Genomic DNA, 23,469 nt, shown 5'->3' with positions numbered 1-23,469 from the left:
TAAGAGTTATTAAGGCAGCCCATTGCTGCCTTGTTGTATATTTGGGGATCCCATGAATTTTAAAAAACCACTTAATCTTGTTGCCAGTGCAGTGATGCTAAGCACCCTAGCTGCGTGTAGCCAAACAACGGCAACCGAGACACCAAGTAAAAACCAATTAACAGCCTTTGGCACGACTGAAAATATGCAAGGCTCACAAGCAGCAGCCCTTGCTGATGACGCTTGGCTATTAAGCTCACAAAGCCAAGGCCTGCAACTTATTGATGCCACAGGTAAACAGCACGCATTACAAAAAGGTAACTTCGAAGCGTTATCTGTTAAGGCGATCAACAAAAACAGTTATCTTGTTTCTAGCATCGACAACGAAGCTGACCAAGCGGTGATTTTTAGTTTACAAAAAGCAGTTAAATGGCAGCTAACTGAAATTAGCCGTATCAGCCCACCAAAAGCAAAACCTGAGGCGGTGTGTTTATTTGCTAACCCAACCACTCAGGCAGTTTCGGCATTTGTAGCAGACGCTCGTGGTCTTATCCGCGAAACACTGGTGTTTGATATGGCAAACAAACGCGCATTAAACCTTGAATTACGCGAGTTTGCTGGCGTAAGTGAAACATCAGGCTGTGCGGTTGATGATAACAGTAAAACTCTTTATTTAAGTGAAGGCGAGCTAGGCATTTGGCAAATTAACGCAGATGCTGAATCGCGCGCAGATAAAAAGCCCGTTGCGTTGATGTCGCCATTTGGCAGCTTAGCGCCTGAAGTTGGCGGTTTAAGCACAACAGATGATGGTAGCTTATGGTTTACCACCTCTGAAGATAACCAATTACATCGCTACGACAAGAGTACTAAACGTTTTAGTAGCTGGCAGTTTGCTGGTGAACTGGCAATTGAATCTGCCGCAGTGCGTTTTAACAATAAGCAAGCTGATATCGTGTTGTACGATGATGAATCAGGTCATTATGTAAAAGGTCAAATCGATGGGCAGGCTAAACAACATAATAGCGCTAAAACAGCCGCTGTTACTTACATCAATGCACAAGCGCAAACCGATGCAGTACGTGCTTTTGGTGATGCCGCCGATGACCCTGCTATTTGGGTAAACCCTAAAAATGCAGCAAAAAGCCTGATCTTAGGTACCGATAAACGCCGCGGTTTAATGGTGTATGACCTTGCAGGCAAAGAGCTACAAGCACTAGAATCAGGCCGCTTAAATAATGTTGATGTGCGCCAACATGCAAGTATCAGCAACGCAACAAATACCTGGATTACAGGTAGTAACCGTACTCATAACAGCATCAGTGTTTACAGCGTCGATACTCACAATCAGGTGCAACATCTTGCTGAGCTGCCAACGACTCTAAAAGAAATTTACGGTATGTGTATGTATTCATCAAACACAGGCAACTATGTGTTTATGAATGACAAATCAGGCCTATTTCAGCAATACAAACTAACTGGTAATAATGAGAGCGTATCAGCACAACTAGTGCGCGAGTTTAGTGTTCCAAGCCAACCAGAAGGTTGCAGTGCAGATGATAAAACCGCACAGCTATTTTTAGGTGAAGAAGACGAAGGTATTTGGTTTATTGGCGCTGAGCCAACAGCAGGAAATAAACCTGTAATGCTGCAAACCGTGAACGATATGTTGGTTGATGATGTAGAAGGCATGGAAATCTACTACGCAAAAGATGCCCGCTATTTAGTGGTTTCTAGCCAAGGTGATTACAGCTATGTGCTTTATAAAATTATTGATGGCAATACCCCTAGCCTAGAGTTTGCGGGTAAATTTGCAATCAGCAATAACCTAGAGTTAGCAATAGATGGCGTATCAGAAACTGATGGCCTAACGGTAACACCGGCTGCGTTACCGGGCTACCCTGAAGGGGTGCTAATTGTGCAAGATGGTTACAACCGTATGCCACAGGCACCGCAAAACTTTAAGATTATTGACTGGCGCGAAGTAAAAAAAGCTATTCAATAAATTACTCCGTAAGGGTGCTCGGTTTATCTGGGCACCTTTTTTATCTGAACATGCTTAATCAGTAAAATAGATAACTAAAACACCCAACTATTGCACCGTAAATTAGCATAGGCAAAAAGGTTTTCTTAAGCACTGGCCCTTCTTGATTATTCACTCCAACAATACTGGCTACAGCAATAATATTGCTAATGCAGATCATATTACCCATCGCCGCACCCGTTGATTGAAGCGCAAGCACTAAGGTTTCTGATAAGCCCACTTGCTGTGCAATACCATATTGAATACCGCCAAAGGTAAGATTAGACACCGTTGCAGAGCCTGAAAAGAAAGTGCCGAGTGCCCCCAAGTACGAGGCAAATAACACCCAGTGCTCACCGCTTAAATCAGCAAAGGTACTCGCCATATAAAATATGGGTGCATTATGGCCGCCTTGCATTAAAACATTCACCATCACCAACGCGCCGATTAAAGCGATACATGGCATAGCAATACGGCCTATGGTGTCGGAGCACATTTGCTTTACTTGTGGCTTGCTCATTTTAAGTAACGGCACACAGATCAACACAACTAATACAAACGGGAGTAACGCTGGTACAAACAAGGTTTTATACGACCACCCCACTGAGGTGCCAAATATCTCATGTAAAGATAAGATCAGTGCTTTGCTTAATTCAAATTGTGCAAAGCCCAAATGAATACTCAGCCAGAGCGTTTCGTCGTTAAGCAATGCTTTAATGCCCAACTGATGAATACGGGTTATCACCAGCACAACAATCAAAAGTAATAACGGGAATAATGCTAAAAATAGCGCTTTGGGTGTGAGCTCAGCTTTGCCTTTCGTGCTTTGTGCATTTACAGCTGACTTATCTAACCCCACTCCCCTACTTGCTAAATAGATAGTCACTAATAGACCCACTGCACCACCTATCAACGATGGAAATTCATAGTTCCACTGGGCAAACAACCAATAAGGTAAGACACATGAAAACACACTTAAATAAATGAATACGCTATTTTGACGCACCTTTTTTAGTGGTAAAACAAGACACAGCGCAATCATAGGAATAACCAAAGCAGCAATAACATGACAAAGCGCCGTCCATCTTGAGATAGCCAGCACTTGCCCATCATCTAAGTTTAGCGCCGAAAAGCCAAACCATGTTGGTGTGCCTACTGCACCAAAGGATACGGGGATCGAGTTTAAAATAAGAGTGAAAATAATCACTTTAAAAGGCGAGAAACCAAGCCCGACCAAAATAGGCGCAGCGATGGCAGCTGGCGTGCCAAATCCCGATGCGCCTTCAAGCATAAATGCAAATGCCCAACCAATGATCATCAACTGTGCAACTTGATTACTGCTAATTGATTCTAGCCAATGTTTTATCGTGGTTTCGGCCCCAGATATTGCCAACATGCGGTTAAGTAAAATAGCCCCTGCAATAATCGAAATGGGCGTCATAACAGACAACACACCAGCAAACGAATTAGCAAGCAACAGCCTTAAATCAGCTTGGAAGTAAAACAGTTGCAGTAAAGCAGCGAGTAGCGCTGTTATGGGTAAGGCAATATAAGAAGCGATGGGGCTGCGTTTTACCATCATCCAGATCAGCACCAAAATAGGTAGTGCAGCCACTAGGGTATTCATGGGTCATCCTGTTGTTTTTATTAAGCGCTTTCCTTAATTCAAAGTATAGACAGGATAACCATAATCAGTATTTTTTATTTGTTAAATGAGTGTATTAAATAAGTGTACTGAGCCACCAAAGTAACAGTACTAACACAGAAATAGCGACTAAAGCTTTGGTTTTGTGCTTTTGAATAACTCGCTCTGCCTGATTACCCGCGTAATAAACAACTGCGGCAAGGGCAAAGTAGCGGATTGAACGAGCAATAACCGTTGCCAGTAAAAATAGAAAAATTGAATACTTAGTTGCCCCAGCGGCCAGCATGGCAATTTGAAATGGAATGGGCACAATACCGAGCGTTAATACAAACCAAAAGCCTTGTGCCTGCATTTTTTGCTTAACTTGCTCGAACTGCTCAGGATTTGAGAAGGTATTGATAACCCAATCGCCTACAACATCAAATAGATAATAGCCGAGGGCATAACCAAAAATAGCACCAATAATACAACCAATAGTCGCCATTAATGCGATTAACCAAATCTTTTCGCGGCGGGCCTGCATTAACGGAACAAGCACAGCTTCAAGAGGAATAGGCACTATGGTTGACTCTAAAAATGATGCCACCGTGATTGATTTTAGCATATGTTTAGAGTCGATAAACTGCCGTGTTTTTTGCTTTAACTTTTTAGCAATTGCCATTATTCATCCCTTGGAGTTTTGTTGCGCTTTAGGTTACAACAAAAACCCTTAACCGTCCCTTACGGTTTATGAATATAACGGCTACGGCCTTGATTTTTTGCCAAATAAAGCGCTTGGTCGGCACGTTTCATGGTGTTGCTAAATGTCTCTGTGGCACGTTTTATAGCCGAACCCACACTCACGCTGAGCGTTTTACTAGGCGTCACCATCACATTATTGGCAAGGCTGAGCAATTGCTCACAGGTAGCACGTAATTCATCTGCGTCGTCGGTGGCTACATAAAGTGCAAACTCCTCACCACCGATTCGCGCAAATAGAATGTCTTCATCTAATGCTTGATGACACTGATATACAAAATCTATCAATACCTGATCGCCAACATCATGGCCATATTCATCATTAATCGCTTTAAAATGATCAATATCAGCTATCACCAAGCTGTGTGGCTTATCTTGGTTTTGCTGCACATAATGATAAAAATAACGACGGTTATACGCCTTTGTTAATACATCGGTTTTTAGCTCTTCTTCAAGCTGCTCGCGGGTTTTCGCTAAATCAGTAAGCGCAAGATAAAGCCCAAACCCAGTCACTAGCATTCCTAAGGTGCGGGTAATATCTTCAATATAAATGCCAACCCAGATTGGTTGAAATACCAGCTCATCTAAAAAATCAAATGTAAGCCCAACGCTCCAAAGGAAGATACCCACACTTAAAAATAAGTAACTGCGCTTGGCAACCACCGAGGTTTGCACAAACGCGAAAATACAAATCAAAATGAGCAAATTGATGGCGTCACTTAGCACGCCATTTAAATAGATATCGTTTTCTAGTCGATTAAAGTAATACAGATAAGTGATAACTATCAGCAACAAAAAGGCGACAAAAGAACTAATAAAAAACTGCTTTACTAAAAGTGGTACTGAGTTTAACTCAGCCTTTATTTCTGGGGGGGATGCTTGCTTATTCATACCTAATCACGACAACGTACTGCAATGACATCAACATTAGCAAAGCAAATTTAAAAGTGCATGATAAAGCCGCTTTAAAGGGCAAAAACCAGCGTTTTTACTGGAGTAAAAAGTCTAAAAATAAGCCGTTTTAGTCAGTAAAAAAGTCTAAGTTCATGCTATTTGCCACTAACGGTCGCAATTCTGCTGTTATTTTTTTATTATCGCTGACAATTTAAATGACATAGCAAGAATCAATGAGCGACGCACGATTTATTCCATTTCGAAAACATGACATCATCAACCTTTGCCAAGCCTATTTAGGTAAATCGCAATCAGGTTCGTTTATGGAGTTTGCTACACTTTTGCAAAGCGTGACTCATTATCAATATCACGAGCTGCTGGAGTCATTAAAAAACAACTATGCGCCATTTGACCCAAATAGCGACACTCGCACTCTAACACCGATTACTAACGAGCAACGTGCTAGCTACCAGTCAGCCTTTGCAAAAGACTTTGCCACGGTACTCAATGCTGCCAATTTCGAAACCATTACAAATCAAGACTTACAAGATGCGCTGAATGAAGAGTCTTTATTCAAAGTGCGTTTAGCCGTTGAGTTTGATGACTTTGCAGAAGTAGTTTTTTACCGTCGCGGCGAATCGCAAAAAACAGAGACGCTGCGCAGTTTTTGGGGCCTTAAGAAAAAGCAGATTCAATTTACTAACTATGACCGCGTTGCCATATTCATCCGCTTTAAAGACGAGCAGTACTTTTTAGAAAAAGGCAAAATGCCAGTGGGCTTTGAGCCAAATTCAACCATTGTCAAATTATTCCAGAATGTGCCAAAAGCCGATTTAGAAATGCTGTTTCCGAATAGCGAAGTAAAAATGCGCCCAATAGATAAACTGATTATTGGTTCATCAGCACTGATTGGCGGTGCTGTGGTATTGATAACAAAATTAGGCGCGTCAATTTTACTACTGATTGCTCTGATTGCCTTTTGGGGTGGTTGGCGCAGTGAAGAAGTACATATGAGTCAGCAGCACTTTATTACCTTTGCAATTGGCATGGGAGTGTTTGGCAGCTTTATTTTTAAAGAATGGAGCAAGTTTAAAAACCGTAAAATTCGCTTTATGAAAGCACTGGCCGACAACTTGTATTTTAAAAACCTCGATAACAATGCAGGTGTTTTTCATACTCTCGTTGATGCAGCTGAAGAAGAAGATGTTAAAGAGGCGCTGCTTGCCTACACCTTTTTACTAAAAAGCGAATCAGCGATGACTGCAGAGCAATTAGATAATCAAATTGAGCAATGGTTTAAGGAGCAACATAATTGCCAACTCGACTTCGAAATTGATGACGCTTTAGACAAGCTAGTAAGGCTTGAGCTGGTTAATCAGCAAAGTGATCTTTATTCAGCGGTTGATTTAGATAAGGCCAAACAGCGCTTAGATGCGCGTTGGGATGACTATTTTAAGTTTGCCTAAGCCTTTAAAATCAGCTACTAGCAAGTACAAATAAATTTAGAGTCAATTCAACTGGGGTAAATGCAACTTTATCTCAATGTGCTTGCGCAGCGAATGGTCTGCTTTTAGGATAAAATTTTACGGCTAAAAAAAGACCATTCCATGCAATTAAAAAAAACAATCCTTATTGGAGCAGGTTTGCTGTGCGCAGCAACAACAGCTCAAGTATATGCTAATGACAAATTTGTCTCTGAAGATATTTTTCAACTTGAATACGCAGGCGACCCACAAATAAGCCCAGACGGTAAAAAAATCGTTTATGTGCGCAGCGGCTACGACATCATGAAAGATGGTAACAAGCGTAGCTTTTGGCTGTACGATATAAAGTCTGGTCAACACACGCCGCTGTTTTCTGATGAGCATAACTATAGCCAACCTAATTGGTCTCCTGATAGCAAGAAAATTGCCTTTACCAGCAACTCAAGTGGCTCAAATCAACTTCACGTTTATTGGTTAGCACAAGACAAACAAGCATTATTAACGCAACTACCAAAATCAGTACGTAACTTAACTTGGTCGAATGACTCTGAACAAATTGCTTTCACCATGAGCATTCCTGAAGGTAAATCTGCGTTCGCTAAATCAGTAAAACTGCCTAAAAAACCAAAAGGCGCTGAGTGGTCAAAACCAGTGAAAGTGTTTGAAAAAGCACGCTATCAAGCTGATGGCGCAGGCTTTTTAGAGCCTTCATACCGTCACGTTTTTGTTATTCCTGTTTCGGGTGGCACACCACGCCAATTAACATCGGGTGATTATCAGCACTATGGCCCACTTGCTTGGGATCCAAGTAACACAAAACTGGCTTTTTCTGCTGATCGCAATGATGAGTGGGAGTACCGCACAACTGAGTCAGACTTATATGAAATCAATGTAAAATCAGGCGAGCTTACGCAACTAACTGATTTACCAGGCCGTGAAACTAAGCCGCGTTACGCACAAGACGGTGATGAACTTGCCTTTGTTGCGCGTGACAATGCCCCTGTGCCTTACATTAACTCGACACTATCTATGCTCGATTTAGATGATAAATCAATCAAGCATATTACTGAAAAATTAGACCGCTCAGTAGCTGATTATAAGTGGTCAGGCGATGGTGACTTTGTTATTCAGTACGATGATTTTGGTAAGCGTAAGCTCGCTAAAGTAAACAGCCGCGGTAAAGTTACTGATTTAACTGATACGGTATCGGGCACTTCGATTGGTCGTCCGTATATCAGTGGTAGTTTCAGCATGGCCAATAATGGCGCTATTGCGTACACCACAGGCAGCGAATACCGCCCAGCTGATTTAGGCTACATCTACAGAGGTAAAAGTAAAACGCTAACTTCATTAAACGAAGATGTATTAGGCCATAAAAAGCTTGGTAAAGTGCATGAGCTGAATGTTAAATCGCAGTTCGACGGCCAAGCCATTCAAGGTTGGTACATTACGCCACCTGATTTTGATGAAAACAAACAATACCCATTAATGGTTGAAATTCACGGCGGCCCACATCTTGCCTATGGCCCAAGCTTTACTGCTGAATTACAACGTTATGCCGCTGAAGGTTACGTGGTTGTGTATGTGAATTACCGAGGTTCAACAAGTTACGGTAAAGACTTTGCACTACTGCTAGATGGTAAATACAGCTCTGAAGAAGACTTTGCCGATCACAACTCGGCAGTTGATGCCATGATTGCTAAAGGCTTTATCGACAAAGATAACCTATTTATTGCTGGTGGTTCAGCTGGTGGTATTGCAACGGCTTATGCGGTTGGTTTAACAAACCGCTTCAACGCTGCTGCAATTACCAAGCCGGTGATCAACTGGTTAAGTAAAACTCTTTCAGCTGACAGCTATATTGGTCAAATTCGTAACCAGTTCCCTGGTATGCCTTGGGATAATGTAGAGCACTACTGGAAACGTTCGCCGCTTTCATTAGTGGGTAACGTAACCACGCCATCATTGATCATGACAGGTGAAGAAGACCGCCGCACGCCTATTTCAGAATCAGAGCAGTTCTATCAAGCATTAAAACTGCAAAAGGTCGATACCGTGCTTATTCGTGTACCGGGCTCACCACATGGTATTGCAGGTCGTCCATCACGTATGATTTCTAAAATTGAATACACCCTTGCGTGGTTCAAACAATATCAGAAGTAATGAATTAAGCAGGAGTGAGGTGCTCACTCCTGCTTAAAAATAATGATGACTAAGCGCAAGTTGAGCTGAACCTATCGACTGCGCTTTTTCCCCGCACACGCCTAAACCCACTTCACAGCTACGTAGTCCACGACTATCTAAACGTGAAAATGCTGTAATTGATAACTGCTTGAGCTGTTCAAGCGCTTTACTCGGTAACGGCGAATCAATAATCACAGCTTGCATATCTAATAAACTTAAACTGTTATGCATGGCAATACTGATAGCCTCAGCGGCTTTTTCAAGCCAAGGCTGAACGAGTCGTTTATGATCTGAAAACTGACTGTCGGTAAGCTCATACACTGAAATGCCAAGTTGCTGCTTATCAAACTCGCTTTGCAATGATAGTAATGAACATTGACTAAGTAACTGCTCCCGATCAGCGTTTAGCATTGAGCCTATAGCACCGGCATTACCACTTTTACCTTCGAGAAGCTGGTGGTTAATCACCACAGCCCCGCCTAAAAAAGCCCCCAAATAAACATAGAGAAAATCGCTGTAGTTATTAGGGTTACCAAGGCTTAGTTCTGCACAGCAGGCAGCGTTATTATCGTTACTAATATAAACCGGTAAATTAAACTGACTTTCTAAGTAACCTTTTAAGTCGAAGTTTTGCCATTGGCTAAGGGTATTTGTTGCAGAGTCTGAAGCAGCTTGCCATTGCCAAATATCAAACGGCATAGCGACCCCAAGCCCACACACATGTGAGCGCAGTTCAGGTTCTAATTGACTGATTAATTGTGGAATATGTGTTTCTAAGAATGATTTGAGCTCATCGACAGATGCTTCATTCACCTCAACAGATACCGATGCTCTTTGCGTGCTTTGTAAATCAACGAGTATCAGGTCGAAGCGTCGTCGCCCGATTTTCAAACCAAAGCTAAACGCGCCATCGGGATTGAGCCTGAATGGCACGCTTGGTTGCCCTACTCGTCCTTTTACAGGTGCATCACGAAGCAATAGCTTATCTTCTTCGAGCTTGTTGATATTGACTGTTGCCGCCTGAGCAGACAAAGCTAACGCTTTCGCTATTTGTGCTTTAGGCATGCTTTGCTGTTGCCTAATTAAACTTAAGATTGCGCGCTCGTTATTGCTTCTTGGTGCTCGCGATAAACTGCTCTTCATAACATCCTTCTTGATACAAGCTTGATAAGCGGCCTATTAGACCTGTTTGGAGTACTATCTACCAGTCAAAATAATAAATCAACTAGGTTGATTTATTATTTGTAGTCGTGAATACTGTCGGCCACAACAATATGAACACATTAATCTGGTGAACTATGCAAACACAGTCTGCTATTGTATCGCGCCAAATGCTTTGGCCTTTTATTCTGCTTACAATTTGCTTTGCTGCTTGGGGTACTGCGGCGAATATGACAGACCCATTAGTGAAAGTTTTTAGCAAAACATTTTCGATGAGTGCGTTGCAATCAGCACTGGTGCAGTTTAGTTATTACGGTGCTTATTTTTGCTTAGCTTTACCGGCAGCCATGATCAATAGACGGTATAATTATAAAACGGGGCTGTTAGTGGGTTTAGCCATGGCTGCCTGTGGTGCCTTATTGTTTTACCCTGCTAGCCAAACTATGCTCTATAGCCACTTTTTATTGGCCTTGTTTATTCTTGCTGGTGGCTTGTCTATTTTAGAAACCTCGGCAAATCCCTATGTCATGCAGTTAGGATGCGAGCAAACAGCAACCCGTAGACTTAACCTCGCGCAAGCTTTCAACCCCGTTGGTACTAATATTGGTGTGTTTTTAGCGGCGACGTTGATCTTACCGAACTTAAATCAAGCTGATAGCGCAAGCCGTGCCCTGATGAGTGAAGCGCAATTAAAAACCGTTGTGAGTGCAGAGCTCGATGCTGTAATGGTGCCGTATGTGGGTATGGCGTGTTGTTTAATCTTACTATGGCTATGTATCTTTTTTAGCCGCTCTCCTGCTACTGTAACAAAAGCGGCAGCGCAGCCGCGTAAACTTAAAAAAACCTTTCAACATTTGTATCGAAATAAGCACTACCGATTTGGTGTGTTGGCACAGTTTTTTAATGTTGGCGCACAAACCTGTGTATGGACCTACACCATTGGCTACACAATGGAAGCTCTTAACACTACAGAAGTCACTGGCGGCCAAGTCTTACAATATTCTATGTTGGTGTTTTTAGTGTCTCGCTTCATTATGACTTGGCTAATGCGCTTTATTAGCGGCGCTAAATTACTGCGTTTTATGGCTTTAGTTGCAGCCGTGCTTTGCTTTATTGTTACCACCCAAGTTAATTTAGTGGGCGTAGTCGCACTTGTTGCTATTTCAAGCTGTCTATCTTTGATGTTTCCAACCATTTACGGCACAGCACTTGAAGGCCTCGGCGAAGATGCAAAAGTGGGTGCGGCAGGTTTAGTAATGGCAATTTTAGGGGGCGCATTTTTACCTCTGATCCAAGCCGCAACTATAGATGCCTTTAACACTGCGGTTTCGTTTGTTGTACCACTTGTTTGCTTTTTAATTGTTGCTTTGTACGGCCACCATACCAAAGTAGCAGCAATACCCGCCAAAGCGCAGTTGCAGGACTAAACTCATCAATGAGATAATGCACCTCGTTTACCTACTTAAGCGAGGTGTATCGTCAATTAATGGCACATATTACATTTTTCATGGTCAAGTTTTTGGCCTTTTCTGTTGGCTGTTTTTCCTGCTTTTTACTTCATGACCAAGCCAATGTTGCCCTTGTGTTATCTGCTGCATTTACCGGATTAGTTGGCACATTTATTCCTTTTCCTGCTCGTTTTGGTAACCACCCTTATGCAGCCATTTACGCTGGCAGCTTTGCTGGCATGTGCTCATCAAGTTTGATCAACAGCTACTGGGAGCTGAGTTTTATCTCTTTAATTGGTGCCAGCCTTTACGTATTAACTATGAATCTATTTGCAGGTTTTGGTGGTCGTCTTGGTAGCGTTGCTTTTGCCAGTGTGGCGCTTTATATGCTTGCAAAAGGGGTCTTTTAATGGATTTTTTTATTGCGATTGCAGCGTTATTAGGTGCTTACTCAACCTACTTTTTAGCACATCATAATCGCTTTGATGGCATTCGCGCCTCAGCCGCCACCAGCATTATTGCATTTGCGATTTTAAGCCTACTCCCTGTTGATGTAGAACTTTACAGCGTGGCGTTTTTTGGGGGGACTTTCATTGGCATGAGCGCACCAAAACGCTTTGGCATTTTTACATTAGCCATTGCTTCAATATTGTTTGCTTTGTTGTTTGAATACCTTGTGCCGCGCTTGCATGGCTATGGTGGAGCATTGGGCTTGAGTGCTTTTCTATCTGTCTGTGTTTGCCATATCGGTATCTTGCTAGGGGCACCCCGCAGTAAAAAAAGCAACTAAATCTGACTTGGCAATTAAAAGCCTATACCTTTACATTAAGATTCTTTAGTATGTTAATTACTTGTTTAAGGATAAAGGATCTTTATGCTGTTTCGCTCATTACTGATTGCTACCCTGCTTTGTTTCATCAGTTGTGCAACGGCTGCGAAAACACTGACCTTTATCGCTGAAGATCTACCTCCTTACCATTTTAAAAATCAGCAAGGCGAAGCCGATGGTGCACTTGTTGAAGTAGTAAAAGCCGCCTTAGCACACACAAACATCCCTAGCGAATTCGCAATTATGCCTATGGCGCGGGCTTTTCATGAGCTCGAAAACAATCCAAACATGTTAATGATTTCGCTACTAAAAAACCCAGCTCGCGAAAACCGCTTTCAGTGGTTAGCACAAACCTATTTTTCGGACGCTTACCTCGTCGACCTTGCGAGCAAAAGCCACAAAATATTTAGTTTAAAGCAAGCTCAGCAGTACCGTGTCGCGACTATTCGAGGCTATTCAAGTGAGCATTACTTGAAGCATGCCGGATTTAATGAAGATAAAAATTTGGTGCTAGTCAGTCATTACCATCAACTTTGGCAATTGCTTGAAAAAGAGCGTATAGACTTTGTACTGACCAACACCCTGACTTTGCAAAACGAACTGGCATTATCAGGGGTTGATCCAAGTGACATTCATAAAAGCCTACACTTAGATGACTTTCCGTCAGGTCTCTATTTAGCTGCAAATCTTAATCTAGATAAACAACTCGCTGTGCAATTAAGTAACGCGATTGAAGCTTTGAAGCAAAGTGGTCAATACCAAGCAATTTTACAAAAATGGCAGTTGCCTTTACCCAAATAAAAAATGAAAAATACTCCATTATTTTACAAAAGCTTAGCCTTAGCTTGTGCCCTTAGCTGCCTAACGCTAAGCGCCTATGCTATTACCCCTGAGCAGGCGTTAGAAAAGCTAAACGAAGCCCAGTCACTACGTAACAGTAACCCAAAACAAGCCACTGAAATATTTGAGCAGTTAACTACCGATACGACCCTTGTTAATGAGCCTAACATCATGCAAGAAGCGCTTGAATCGCTGGCATTTATAAATGTGAGCAGTGGTGATTATGACCAAGCACTAAGCTATGCAGAGCAGCTGCTGGAGTACGGACAAAAGCAAAATAATCAGGCTATCACAGTACGAGCGATGCTAATTCAGGGCTACGCACAAGGCAGAAAAAGTAACTTTCTAACAGCAGAGCAGCACTACCGAGATGCATTAGCTATTGCCAAGCAGATAAAAGATTCAGTGCTGATTGCCCAGTCTTATGAGCGATTAGCAGCCATTTTACGCTGGCAAGATAAATACATAGCCGCCCTTAATGAGGCACAAAAGTCTGTTAATATCTTACATGAATTTGATGATGACAAATCGTATGCATCGGCATTACTAAATCTAGGAATAATCGAAGCCATTATTGGCGATCACAATGCGGCGCTCGCAAGTTTAACTCAATCATTTTCTTTGCATCAGAAGCTTGATGACAAAAAAGGCATTGCCGATTCGCTTTATGAAATTGGCGAAGTTTACCGCCGTATGGGCGACAGTGCCCAATCGTTAAAGCATTTTAAAATGTCTCACGTGTTAGATTTAGAAATTGGCTCTAAAGTCGACATCGGTAACAGTGCCATGAAAGTTGGCTATGCTGCGCTAAAACAAGGTGAACTTGCTACAGCCACAGATTACGCTGAGAAGTCGATTAGCTATTATCAGCAATCATCTTCAAACACAGGGCTATGTCGCTCGTACGATTTAATGGCGTTAATTGCTTTAAAACAAAATAACATCAGTGAAGCGCAAGCCTATATCAACCGCGCTTTGGCAATCGCTACTGACTATAATTTTCGCTCACACTTGGTGTCTTTAGGGATCACTCAAACACGCATCTATCAAACCCTTGATGATCACGCTGAAGCAATTAAAACCGCAGAGCAGGCTTTAAAACAGGCTGACGAGCTGCAAGATATTGAAGATCAAATTAGCTTAAATAAGTTACTCACTGACTCTTACCTTGCTTTACAACTGTATAAACAAGCATTTGAATCGCAAAACCGCTATCAAACCCTTGAGGATAATACAGGTAAAAATCAGCATGACTTAACTGTGGCCGCGATGCAAAGCCAAGTGGCTTTTATGCGAAATCAACAAGAAATCAACCAATTGAGTGCTGATAAGCAAATTCAAGCAGCCCAACTAAGCGAAAGTGAATGGCAATTTAAAGCGTCGTTATTGGGCCTAAGCTGCGTGATTTTACTGATATCTGGCTTTGGTTACCGCTCATTTAAAAAGCGTAAGCTTGCCAGTGAACGAGCACAGCTACTCCAAGAAGTCGTTGATAAAAAGAACCGCTTACTAGCCGATGTGTCTCATGAAATTCGCACGCCACTCACAGCACTGCAATTGCAAGTTGAAGCATTGCAATACAATATCGCCAAAGACGTTGGTGCCTCTTACGATGCCATTAATCGAAAGCTTACCGATATCAATGTACTGATCCGTGATATTCATCAACTAGCACAAGCAGACTCAGATAGCCTATATCTGAACTTAAAACCCTATTTACTTGCTGATGTATTATCCGTTTGGCAACAAGACTTTGCTGCTTTTGTACAAAGCAAAGGCTTTGAATTTACCAGTAACATTCACCTTACAGCAGATATCAAAGTGACGTGGGATATCGATAAAATTAAGCAAGTACTGACTAACCTTTTATCAAACAGTGCCTTTTATACTGATAAACCCGGCAAAATTAAATTTATTGCGACGGCTTCAGAGCAGAACATTACTTTTAGTATTGAAGATACCCCACCCGGCGTTACCGATAATCAGTTAGTTGAAATATTCGAACGTTTATACCGCGTTGATAAGTCGCGCAGCCGTCAAACAGGTGGCTCAGGCCTTGGGCTTGCAATTTGTAAAAGCCTAATTGAAACACACAAAGGCACTATCAAGGCTGAGCACAGTGAGCTAGGTGGCGTTAAGATCCTCATTTGCTTACCGCTTATTAGTGAACAACAGGTTTAATTAGCATCACGATTCCCTAAAATCGCCCCTAAACAGGGCGATTTCACGACATTTAGCTCAATTAATGCCGACCAAGGTCGCATATTATTTAATCAAAAAAACACCTACATTTTAGATATCCAAGCTACCCTAAGATGCGAGAATTCAGCAAGAGATAAAACGCATTTAGACAAGGCATTGATTGCAAATAATGGTTGTTCCCTTATTAAAATCAATAACGCTGGATAAATGCGTTTTAGCCTTGCCCTTTGGGCGCTTCACAGGAAACCCACTACTGTGTTGTGACAATTTGAAAGGTAACCACATTCCTACATTGCCACGCCTTGTATTGACTTCCCTGTGATAGCGCTGAAACATGCATCTTAGGGTAGCTTGGATATTACTCTCACTAAAAAGTATAGGAGCCTCACAATGGCGGGCGAATATCAACAACAATACCAACAGTTCCAGCGCGATCCGGGTCAGTTCTGGCTTGAGCAAAGTAAACGAATTCCTTGGTTTAAAGAGCCAAGTGCTCCTTACCAATATGACGATAATGATTTTTACCATTGGTTTGCCGATGGTCAGTTAAACACTTGTTACCTAGCCCTCGACCAACACGTCGAAGCAGGCTATGGCGGCCAAACTGCACTGATTTACGACTCCCCTGTTACCAATACCAAACAACAATACACTTATGGCGAGTTACAAACTCAAGTTGCTAAATTTGCAGGGCTCATGCAATCCCTTGGCGTTAGCAAAGGTGACCGTGTAGTCATTTATATGCCAATGATCCCACAAGCAGTTATTGGTATGCTGGCGTGTGCGCGCCTTGGTGCCATTCACTCCGTTGTATTTGGTGGTTTTGCACCGCACGAACTCGCGGTGCGTATTGATGATGCAAAGCCAAAGCTTGTGCTTACTGCGTCTTGCGGGGTCGAAATTAATCATGTGATTGAATATAAGCCACTGCTTGATGAAGCACTCGAAAATGCCGAGCATGCTGTTGAACACTGTATTGTATTTCAGCGGGAACAAGCCATTGCCGAGATGCAAGATGGCAGAGACATCGATTGGCAATCAGCCTCTGATACAGCAAGTGCAGTCGATGCAGTGCCTGTTGCAGGTGACGACCCGCTTTATATTCTTTACACATCAGGCACCACAGGCACACCTAAAGGGGTGGTTCGAGAAAACGGTGGTCACGCAGTTGCAATGCATTACAGCATGGAAACCGTGTATGGCATGAAGCCCGGCGAGGTATTTTGGGCAGCTTCCGATATTGGCTGGGTGGTTGGTCACTCATACATTGTATATGCACCGCTCATTTATCGCTGTGCCACCGTACTTTATGAAGGAAAACCCATTAGAACCCCAGATGCCAGTGCGTTTTGGCGTGTTGTCGAAGATTATAAAGTCACCGCCTTATTCAGTGCTCCAACTGCATTTCGCGCAATTAAAAAAGAAGACCCTACCGCCAAGGGCTTTAAAAAATACGATACCTCAAGTTTAAAACGTTTATTCTTGGCCGGCGAGCGCCTTGATCCACCCACCTATGAGTGGCTAAAAGACAACACCGGCTTGCCTGTACTCGACCACTGGTGGCAAACAGAAACAGGTTGGGCAATTGCGTGTAATCCAATTGGTATTGAACAACTTGCTACTAAGCCGGGTAGTTCGACGGTGCCAACACCGGGCTTTGATGTACAAATTCTTGATATGAATGGGGAGCAGTGCGCCGCAAACGAAAGCGGCGCAGTGGTTATTAAACTACCTTTACCTCCTGGCTGCTTACCAACAATTTGGCAAAACAATGAACGCTTTCAAGCGGGCTATTTAAGTGAGTACCCTGGTTATTACCTCTCTGGTGATGGCGGCTATATTGATGACGATGGGTATCTATTTATTATGGGTCGTACCGATGATGTAATTAACGTTGCAGGTCATCGCTTATCAACCGGTGAAATGGAAGAGATTGTAGCAGCCCACCCTGCTGTTGCTGAATGCGCAGTATTTGGTGTTAACGATGCACTTAAAGGGCAATTACCCATGGCGATGATAGTGCTCAAAGACGATTATCTTGGTGATAGCAAAGAAGTTGAGCAACAGTTAGTTCACTCGGTAAGAAATCAAATTGGCGCCATTGCCTGCCTGAAAAACATTTTGCATGTTGAGCGCCTCCCAAAAACCCGCTCAGGGAAAATACTCAGAAAGAACTTACGCCAATTGGTCGATGGTGAAGAACTACAAATTCCATCTACCATTGATGATGCGAGTATATTTGATGAAATCAACCAACAACTTAACAATCGCTGATCTGCGTTTGTAATTTTGTAATGTTACCAAAGGCCTTGTTTAAGGCCTTTATTCGTTTTGGCCTATGGCTTGCAACTTTACATGTAAGTTAGCAAACGAAAAGGTGGTTAACATGGCTGTTATCGCAGGTTATATCCAATTCAATGAATTAGGCAAAACAGAATTTCATTATATTAATCAAATAGCTGATGTATTTAATCGCTATAAAAAAGCAGATGTTCAGCGCTTTGATTGTGATAATGGAGCTATTTTTCACTATGACTTTGATGCTTACCAACAAGCGAGTTGGTTGCAAACTGAGTCGCAAATTGCAACGCTGATTGGTCATCCTTTACTGAGCAGCTCGCGTAGTGATGATTTAAAAACCATGGCCAATACAGCTTCGCTCAACACCTGCTTACGGCAATGTGAAGGGGTATTTAGCTTTTGCCAGTTTAATAGCCAATTAGGCAGCTTAGTACTTGCCACCGACCCACTTGGTTTAAAGCCGTTTTATACCTTAAAAACAGCGCAAGGCTTACTGTTTTCAACCAACTTGGGGTTATTCAAACAGTTGAGTATTGAGCTTGAAAGCGATGCCGAAGCACTTACAGAGCTTGCTGTGCTTGGTTATCCGCTGTTAGATCACACGCCTTACAAAAACATTAAATGCTCATACCCTGGCGAAATATTACGTTTTGATGCCAGCCACGGCGTGGTAAAGCAACGTTACTTTGATTGGGTCGCCCTTGCCAAACAAAACCTAGAGGTTACAGATGCAATTGAAGGCGTGACTCAGGCTTTTCGCAGTGTTGTAACAAAAGCGATGCACACCGATAAAAAAGTGCTGAGCACCTTGTCTGGCGGCCTTGATTCACGGTTAATTAACTGCGAGCTATTACGCCAAGGTGTTGAACTTAAATCGTTTAATTTTTCGCAATCAGATAGCCAAGATCTCTACTGCGCAAAACAATATGCTTCACAAAATGCCCTTAAACTTGAAATTGTGCAAGTACGCGACACGCAAAAGCTCTCTGTTGAGCAGCGCCTTGGCAAATACTGGCGCAAAGCACATCACAATGAATATAAAACCGTTTCAAGACCACAAATTAGTTGGTCTGGTAATGGTGGCAGTGTTGGCTTAGGTGCCGTGTTTTATGGCGACGCTATTTATGATGCAGCAAAAGAAAACAACCTTGATAAGCTCATTCAAGCTTATTTAGATCAGCAGTACGCTTATTTGCCAAAGTCAGTGGTTCATAATGCGTCACTACTACAGCAAAAATTAATTGATAACCTAAAACTTAGTTTTAAACCCTTGGCTGAATTACCACTCGAAAAAGCATTCCAATTGTTTTTACTACTCAATGATCAACACCATCATTTGAGCATTCCAAACGAGCAAGTATGCGAGTTTAAAATGGAGTTCTTCCATCCGTTTTATTCGTGGAAAGTGCTGCAATATCCTTTAGCTGTCCCCGTTGAATATGTTCGTAAACACCGCTTTTATCAACGCTGGCTTAAAACCAGTTACCCACGTGCAATGCTTGCACCGTGGCAAGCCTATCCGGGTCATATGCCTTGCCATATTAAGGTAAATTACCAATCACAGTGGCAGTTTAACAATAGCAATCTGATGCCTTTTGGCGAGCTCTTTAAGCTCTGGTACAAGATCATGCGCTTTGACCGTCATCAGTTAATCAAACGCAGTCATTTTACCGCGTTATGCTTATTACAGTTAGCTCACCTAAAAAATGCGCAGCCAAATATTCGCATTGCTCAGCGATTCTGTCAGTGGTAATTGATAGTCACAATGCCTTCACCTGAGGGCATTGTTATGAAATACAAAAACAGCTTTCTAAAACATAATATTACAGGCTAGAATCAAGTTAGTTATTAATAATTTAAGCTGAGACTTTAATGAGAAAATGGATACTTCCTCTACTGCCATTAATCGTATTAGCAGGCTGTACCTCAGTCAGTAAAGATGAATGTTTACAAGCCAATTGGCATGGTATTGGTTATAAACATGGCGCTGATGGCACTGAGTATCGTGATGGCATAGATGCCTTATCACAATGTAGCGAGTATGGCGTAAGTGCCAATATTGCGGAATATAAAGTGGGATACGATCAAGGTCTGGCAGTTTATTGTGAGCCCGAAAATGGCTTTACGCTTGGTATGCAAGGGGCATCTTACAATGGCGTCTGTAATAGCACAGCGTTTCGTAAAGCATGGCAAGAAGGAAACGACAGGTATCAAGTACAGCAAAGGCTGATATACATTGATGACCGAATTGACGACATTGACCGCCGCCTAAAAGATATTCGTGCTGAGCTTAACAGCAATCAACTTGATAATGGCCAACAAAAAGAGCTTTATCGAGAACGAAGAGATTTAGAAAACGAGCGCAAAGACTTACGCAAAGAGCGTGCTTTACTTCCGCTTTTAAATAAATTGCCGAGTGTCGAAATATCAACCGAGTGGTGATGCTTTATGTTTAAGCTTCATCTTATACATTTGCTCGTCAGCAGTGGCGAGTAACTCTTTGGCGTTTTTACCATCTTCTGGGTAAAGCGCGATACCAAAACTAGCACTCACAGGCACTTTTGTTGCGTAGCGCTTTGCTACGCCCTCAACCGCTTTTTGGCAGCGCCCTGCAATGTCTTGGCAAACAGAGAGTTTTGCTAACGTTGGCAACACAATCACAAACTCATCGCCGCCAATACGCGCTAATATGTCTTTATCACGCAGCTGAAGTGAGAGCTGCTCACTGATTTCAAGAAGTAGATTATCGCCCTGTTCATGGCCAAAGGTATCGTTCACCAATTTAAAGTTATCAAGGTCAACATAAATCAACGAAAACTCGTTACCTTCATTCGCCGCATGATGAGAAAATGAGTGTAACTGAATATCTAAACCACGTCGATTTAACAGCTTAGTCAGTGGGTCTTGATTGACTAATTCATCAAGCAGTTGGCGCTTTTCTACTGCCTGCGAAATATCATCAAATGCACCAATATAATGACTAACTTTACCATGTTCGTCATACATAGCATCTATAGTTAACAACTCAGGAAATACTTCACCGGTTTTGCGCTTGTTCCATATTTCACCTTGCCAACGGCCAGTATTTAATAAACGCTCCCACATCTTTTCAAAAAACTCTTTGGGTTGCTGCTCAGCTGAGAGTATAGATGGGTTTTTACCAAGCACTTGTGATTTACTAAAACCTGTTATTTGCTCAAAAGCAGGGTTAACATCCACAATTTTAGGCTCAGGGGTGGTGATTAATATACCACGACTTGTTGTTGTAAATACCGCTGTAAGCAGCTGTATTTTTTCGTTACTTTTAACTTCTTCGGTGACATCTTCTGAATAACCATTCCACTCAACACTGCCATTAGCACGGGCTTTGGGTGAGGATTTTCCTTCAACCCAAATCACCCCTTTAGTTGGGTGATTGACTCTATAAACCTCATGCCAATCGGATAATTCGACTCGCGATTTTTCAATACTTTTTATAACACGCTTTAAGTCATCTGGATGGATAATATGCATGATTAAATCAGCAGACTTTTTTATATCATCTGCCGTGCAGCCATAGATATCAAAAACTTTAGAGCTTGCAAAAGGGAAGTAAGCTTGGTCATTTTTATCAACTATATATTGATAAACAAACCCCGGTAAGTTATCAGTAAACTTTTGTAATTTAGCATGTAAAAACTCAATTTCTCGCTCTTTTAACCACTGCTCAGTGATATCGATATGAACGCCTAGCATCCATTCAGGATTGCCATTTTCATCCCAACTTTGCACTTGGCCTTTATCGAGCACTTTAACCCAGTGCCCTTGTTTGTGCTTCATTCGCGCTTCGCAAATATAGCGTTCAGAATCACCTTTAAAATGGGCATTTAATAGCTGTTCAGATTTTGGCAAGTCATCAGGGTGAGCAAAGCTGAGCCAAGTTTCGATTGAAACTGGCAGTAATTCTTGCAGTGAATAACCGATAATATCGGCCCACTTATCATTGAAAATGGTTTCGCCTGTTTGTACATTCCAAAGCCAAATACCCGCATCCCCACTGTCGAGAATTAGCTGAGCAATGTCTAAACCAAGCTGCGATTTAATCGCATCATACCCTTCACTAAATGCCATAATTAGCCTTGTTAACTAGCCCACCAACAATAAAAGCAAGCCTTAATCATTATTTTAGTTAACAAAATAAAAAAACACTAAAAATCTGTGAAGAATATTGATCTAACGCAGGCTATTACATTTTTGGCCAATCTACCTCATCAACACTGTCGATTGTACTTACGATGCTTTGATCTCCTTGCCATTTTCGAATGTAACGCGCTAGGGGATCATAAAGCGCTGTTTGCTTATTAATATGAAAATGTCGACCGCCTCTAGGGTCAACGCCGACACCCGCAATATATTGCCAATTACCCCAGTTCGCAGCCACGTCGTAATCGATGAGTTGCTGTTCGAAATACGCTGCGCCATAGCGCCAATCCAGTTCAAGCTCATTAACTAAACAGCTTGCCGCAATTTGCCGAGAGCGGTTAGAGATATAGCCTGTCGCATTAAGCTCATGCATTATTGCATTTACCAAAGCAAACGGCGTGCGACCTTGGCACCACGCATTAAAGCGCTGGCTGTTAAAAGTCGTCAGTGGCGCACTATGCTTTTGCCCTTTAAACTGGAAGAGTGTTGCGCCAGCATGCATCGCATGCCACTTAAAATATTCGCGCCACAGTAATTCAAACTTTATCCAATAGCTCGACTCATTCGCACCGTTTTGTAACTCATACACTTCAACTTCTCGGTACAGCTGTTTTGCGCTAATTGTGCCACCAGCGAGCCATACACTGAACTTAGTACTGTTACTAAAGCCGTCTAACTCATTGCGTGTTTCTTTATAACTGCTTGGTGCTTTAGATGAAAAGTACGCATTACAATGCTTTTGGGCTGCAACTAAGCCACCTTTAAAACTTCCTGAGTGAACAGTAACATCATCTATAGTTTGCTCAGGGCATAGCTGAACTGGGTGAGGTAAGTAACTAGCAGCTTGTTGTGGCGCTGCTATAAAGGTTGGCTCAGCTTCTACCTTTTTGCGAAAGGCAGTAAAGTTTTTAGGTAAGTCATCAAGCTGAAAAGGTAAGTCCGCTGCTTTAAACAAGGTGTCTTGCTGATAGGTTTTCACCGTCACTTCTGGGCATAAAACTTTGATTTTATCGAGCTGTTTTTGCTCATAAACACCAACTTGCTCGGTACAAACCAAAGTTTCAATATCGAACTTTTTCAAACGCTGACTGATTACTTGCTCAGGCTCACCAGTAATCACATGGAGTGTTTGCCCAAGTTGCTCAACGGCTTGTGCAAATGCTGCCAGGCTTTCACGTAAAAAATGGTATTTATGCGTCCCATACGGTTTTGATTGATAGTTAGTTTGCCTAAACCAGCGCGGCTCAATCACAAACACCAAATCAAGCTCGCCATCAAAATCAGCTAACTCAGATAGAATTTCATTGTCGACTAGGCGTAAATCATTTTGCAGCCAATATAAAACACGCTTTTTCATTATTTACTCTATTAGAAACCTTAAGAAATCATACGTAAGCCAGCTATTTCTCGATTAACTTCGCCACAGTTAGTTAGCATAACGTCTATTAATCATGAACTTACAATCTTCAATGAAGTTTAAGTTTTAGTTAAGTTTTTCTTAAGTTAGCGATTTTATGCTGATAACTGTAAAGAATTTAAAGGTTGATAAAGCCAAACACGCT

17 protein-coding genes are annotated in these 23,469 nt (G+C 42.1%); 11 read left to right on the top strand and 6 right to left on the bottom strand.

All coding sequences use genetic code 11. The features are described 5' to 3' along the window. The first annotated feature begins 52 nt into the window (after nt 1-52). Nucleotides 53-1,981, top strand: coding sequence for a phytase (locus KQP93_RS05330; RefSeq protein ID WP_217876233.1), 1,929 nt, complete (start codon nt 53-55; stop codon nt 1,979-1,981). Between the two features lie 58 nt (nt 1,982-2,039). Here the strand turns inward: KQP93_RS05330 and KQP93_RS05325 are convergent, their stop codons facing one another. The 3 genes from KQP93_RS05325 to KQP93_RS05315 form a co-directional block, all read right to left on the bottom strand. After that, complete coding sequence (locus tag KQP93_RS05325) at nt 2,040-3,626, bottom strand: L-lactate permease (protein WP_217876232.1); 1,587 nt, start codon at nt 3,624-3,626, stop codon at nt 2,040-2,042. Nucleotides 3,627-3,720: 94 nt separating this feature from the next. After that, entirely contained in the window at nt 3,721-4,305 is a 585-nt protein-coding gene (locus tag KQP93_RS05320) for a YqaA family protein (protein ID WP_217876231.1), read from the bottom strand. 59 nt (nt 4,306-4,364) lie between these two features. After that, on the bottom strand, nt 4,365-5,273 hold the full coding sequence (locus KQP93_RS05315; protein WP_217876230.1) for a GGDEF domain-containing protein: 909 nt from the start codon (nt 5,271-5,273) through the stop codon (nt 4,365-4,367). A gap of 236 nt (nt 5,274-5,509) precedes the next feature. Between KQP93_RS05315 and KQP93_RS05310 the strand changes: the two genes are divergently transcribed. Next, complete coding sequence (locus KQP93_RS05310; protein ID WP_217876229.1) at nt 5,510-6,742, top strand: TMEM143 family protein; 1,233 nt, start codon at nt 5,510-5,512, stop codon at nt 6,740-6,742. 141 nt (nt 6,743-6,883) lie between these two features. After that, the gene (locus KQP93_RS05305; protein ID WP_217876228.1) at nt 6,884-8,923 is read left to right on the top strand and encodes a S9 family peptidase; all 2,040 of its coding nucleotides are present in this window, start codon (nt 6,884-6,886) and stop codon (nt 8,921-8,923) included. A gap of 33 nt (nt 8,924-8,956) precedes the next feature. Here the strand turns inward: KQP93_RS05305 and KQP93_RS05300 are convergent, their stop codons facing one another. After that, a complete protein-coding gene (locus KQP93_RS05300; RefSeq protein ID WP_217876227.1) occupies nt 8,957-10,087 on the bottom strand; it encodes an ROK family transcriptional regulator in 1,131 nt (376 codons plus the stop codon). Between the two features lie 155 nt (nt 10,088-10,242). Between KQP93_RS05300 and fucP the strand changes: the two genes are divergently transcribed. From fucP to KQP93_RS05260, 8 genes are all read left to right on the top strand, one after another. Continuing rightward, nucleotides 10,243-11,532 carry an L-fucose:H+ symporter permease gene (gene fucP / locus KQP93_RS05295; RefSeq protein ID WP_217876226.1) on the top strand — a complete coding sequence of 430 codons (1,290 nt, stop codon included), beginning with the start codon at nt 10,243-10,245 and terminating at the stop codon, nt 11,530-11,532. A gap of 80 nt (nt 11,533-11,612) precedes the next feature. Then, nucleotides 11,613-11,963 (top strand): hypothetical protein, encoded by a 351-nt coding sequence (locus tag KQP93_RS05290; protein ID WP_054561182.1) that lies wholly within the window; start codon nt 11,613-11,615, stop codon nt 11,961-11,963. Continuing rightward, the gene (locus KQP93_RS05285; RefSeq protein ID WP_217876225.1) at nt 11,963-12,343 is read left to right on the top strand and encodes a hypothetical protein; all 381 of its coding nucleotides are present in this window, start codon (nt 11,963-11,965) and stop codon (nt 12,341-12,343) included. The genes KQP93_RS05290 and KQP93_RS05285 overlap by 1 nt, the downstream gene beginning before the upstream one ends. An 84-nt stretch (nt 12,344-12,427) precedes the next feature. After that, the gene (locus KQP93_RS05280; RefSeq protein WP_217876223.1) at nt 12,428-13,183 is read left to right on the top strand and encodes a substrate-binding periplasmic protein; all 756 of its coding nucleotides are present in this window, start codon (nt 12,428-12,430) and stop codon (nt 13,181-13,183) included. Nucleotides 13,184-13,186: 3 nt separating this feature from the next. Next, complete coding sequence (locus KQP93_RS05275) at nt 13,187-15,403, top strand: tetratricopeptide repeat protein (RefSeq protein WP_217876218.1); 2,217 nt, start codon at nt 13,187-13,189, stop codon at nt 15,401-15,403. 411 nt (nt 15,404-15,814) lie between these two features. After that, a complete protein-coding gene (locus KQP93_RS05270; RefSeq protein WP_217876217.1) occupies nt 15,815-17,698 on the top strand; it encodes a propionyl-CoA synthetase in 1,884 nt (627 codons plus the stop codon). Between the two features lie 112 nt (nt 17,699-17,810). Further along, the gene (locus KQP93_RS05265) at nt 17,811-19,478 is read left to right on the top strand and encodes an asparagine synthase-related protein (protein WP_217876216.1); all 1,668 of its coding nucleotides are present in this window, start codon (nt 17,811-17,813) and stop codon (nt 19,476-19,478) included. Between the two features lie 119 nt (nt 19,479-19,597). Then, nucleotides 19,598-20,167 (top strand): DUF2799 domain-containing protein, encoded by a 570-nt coding sequence (locus KQP93_RS05260; RefSeq protein WP_217876215.1) that lies wholly within the window; start codon nt 19,598-19,600, stop codon nt 20,165-20,167. On the opposite strand, the gene KQP93_RS05255 is transcribed toward KQP93_RS05260, so the two are convergent. Next, a complete protein-coding gene (locus KQP93_RS05255) occupies nt 20,153-21,835 on the bottom strand; it encodes a sensor domain-containing diguanylate cyclase (RefSeq protein WP_217876212.1) in 1,683 nt (560 codons plus the stop codon). The genes KQP93_RS05260 and KQP93_RS05255 overlap by 15 nt on opposite strands. Before the next feature lie 115 nt (nt 21,836-21,950). Then, on the bottom strand, nt 21,951-23,264 hold the full coding sequence (locus tag KQP93_RS05250) for a DASH family cryptochrome (protein ID WP_217876209.1): 1,314 nt from the start codon (nt 23,262-23,264) through the stop codon (nt 21,951-21,953). Nucleotides 23,265-23,469 lie beyond the last annotated feature (205 nt).

This window comes from Pseudoalteromonas shioyasakiensis (assembly GCF_019134595.1).
Lineage (GTDB): Bacteria > Pseudomonadota > Gammaproteobacteria > Enterobacterales > Alteromonadaceae > Pseudoalteromonas > Pseudoalteromonas shioyasakiensis_A.
This window is presented reverse-complemented; position numbering and strand designations above follow the sequence as displayed.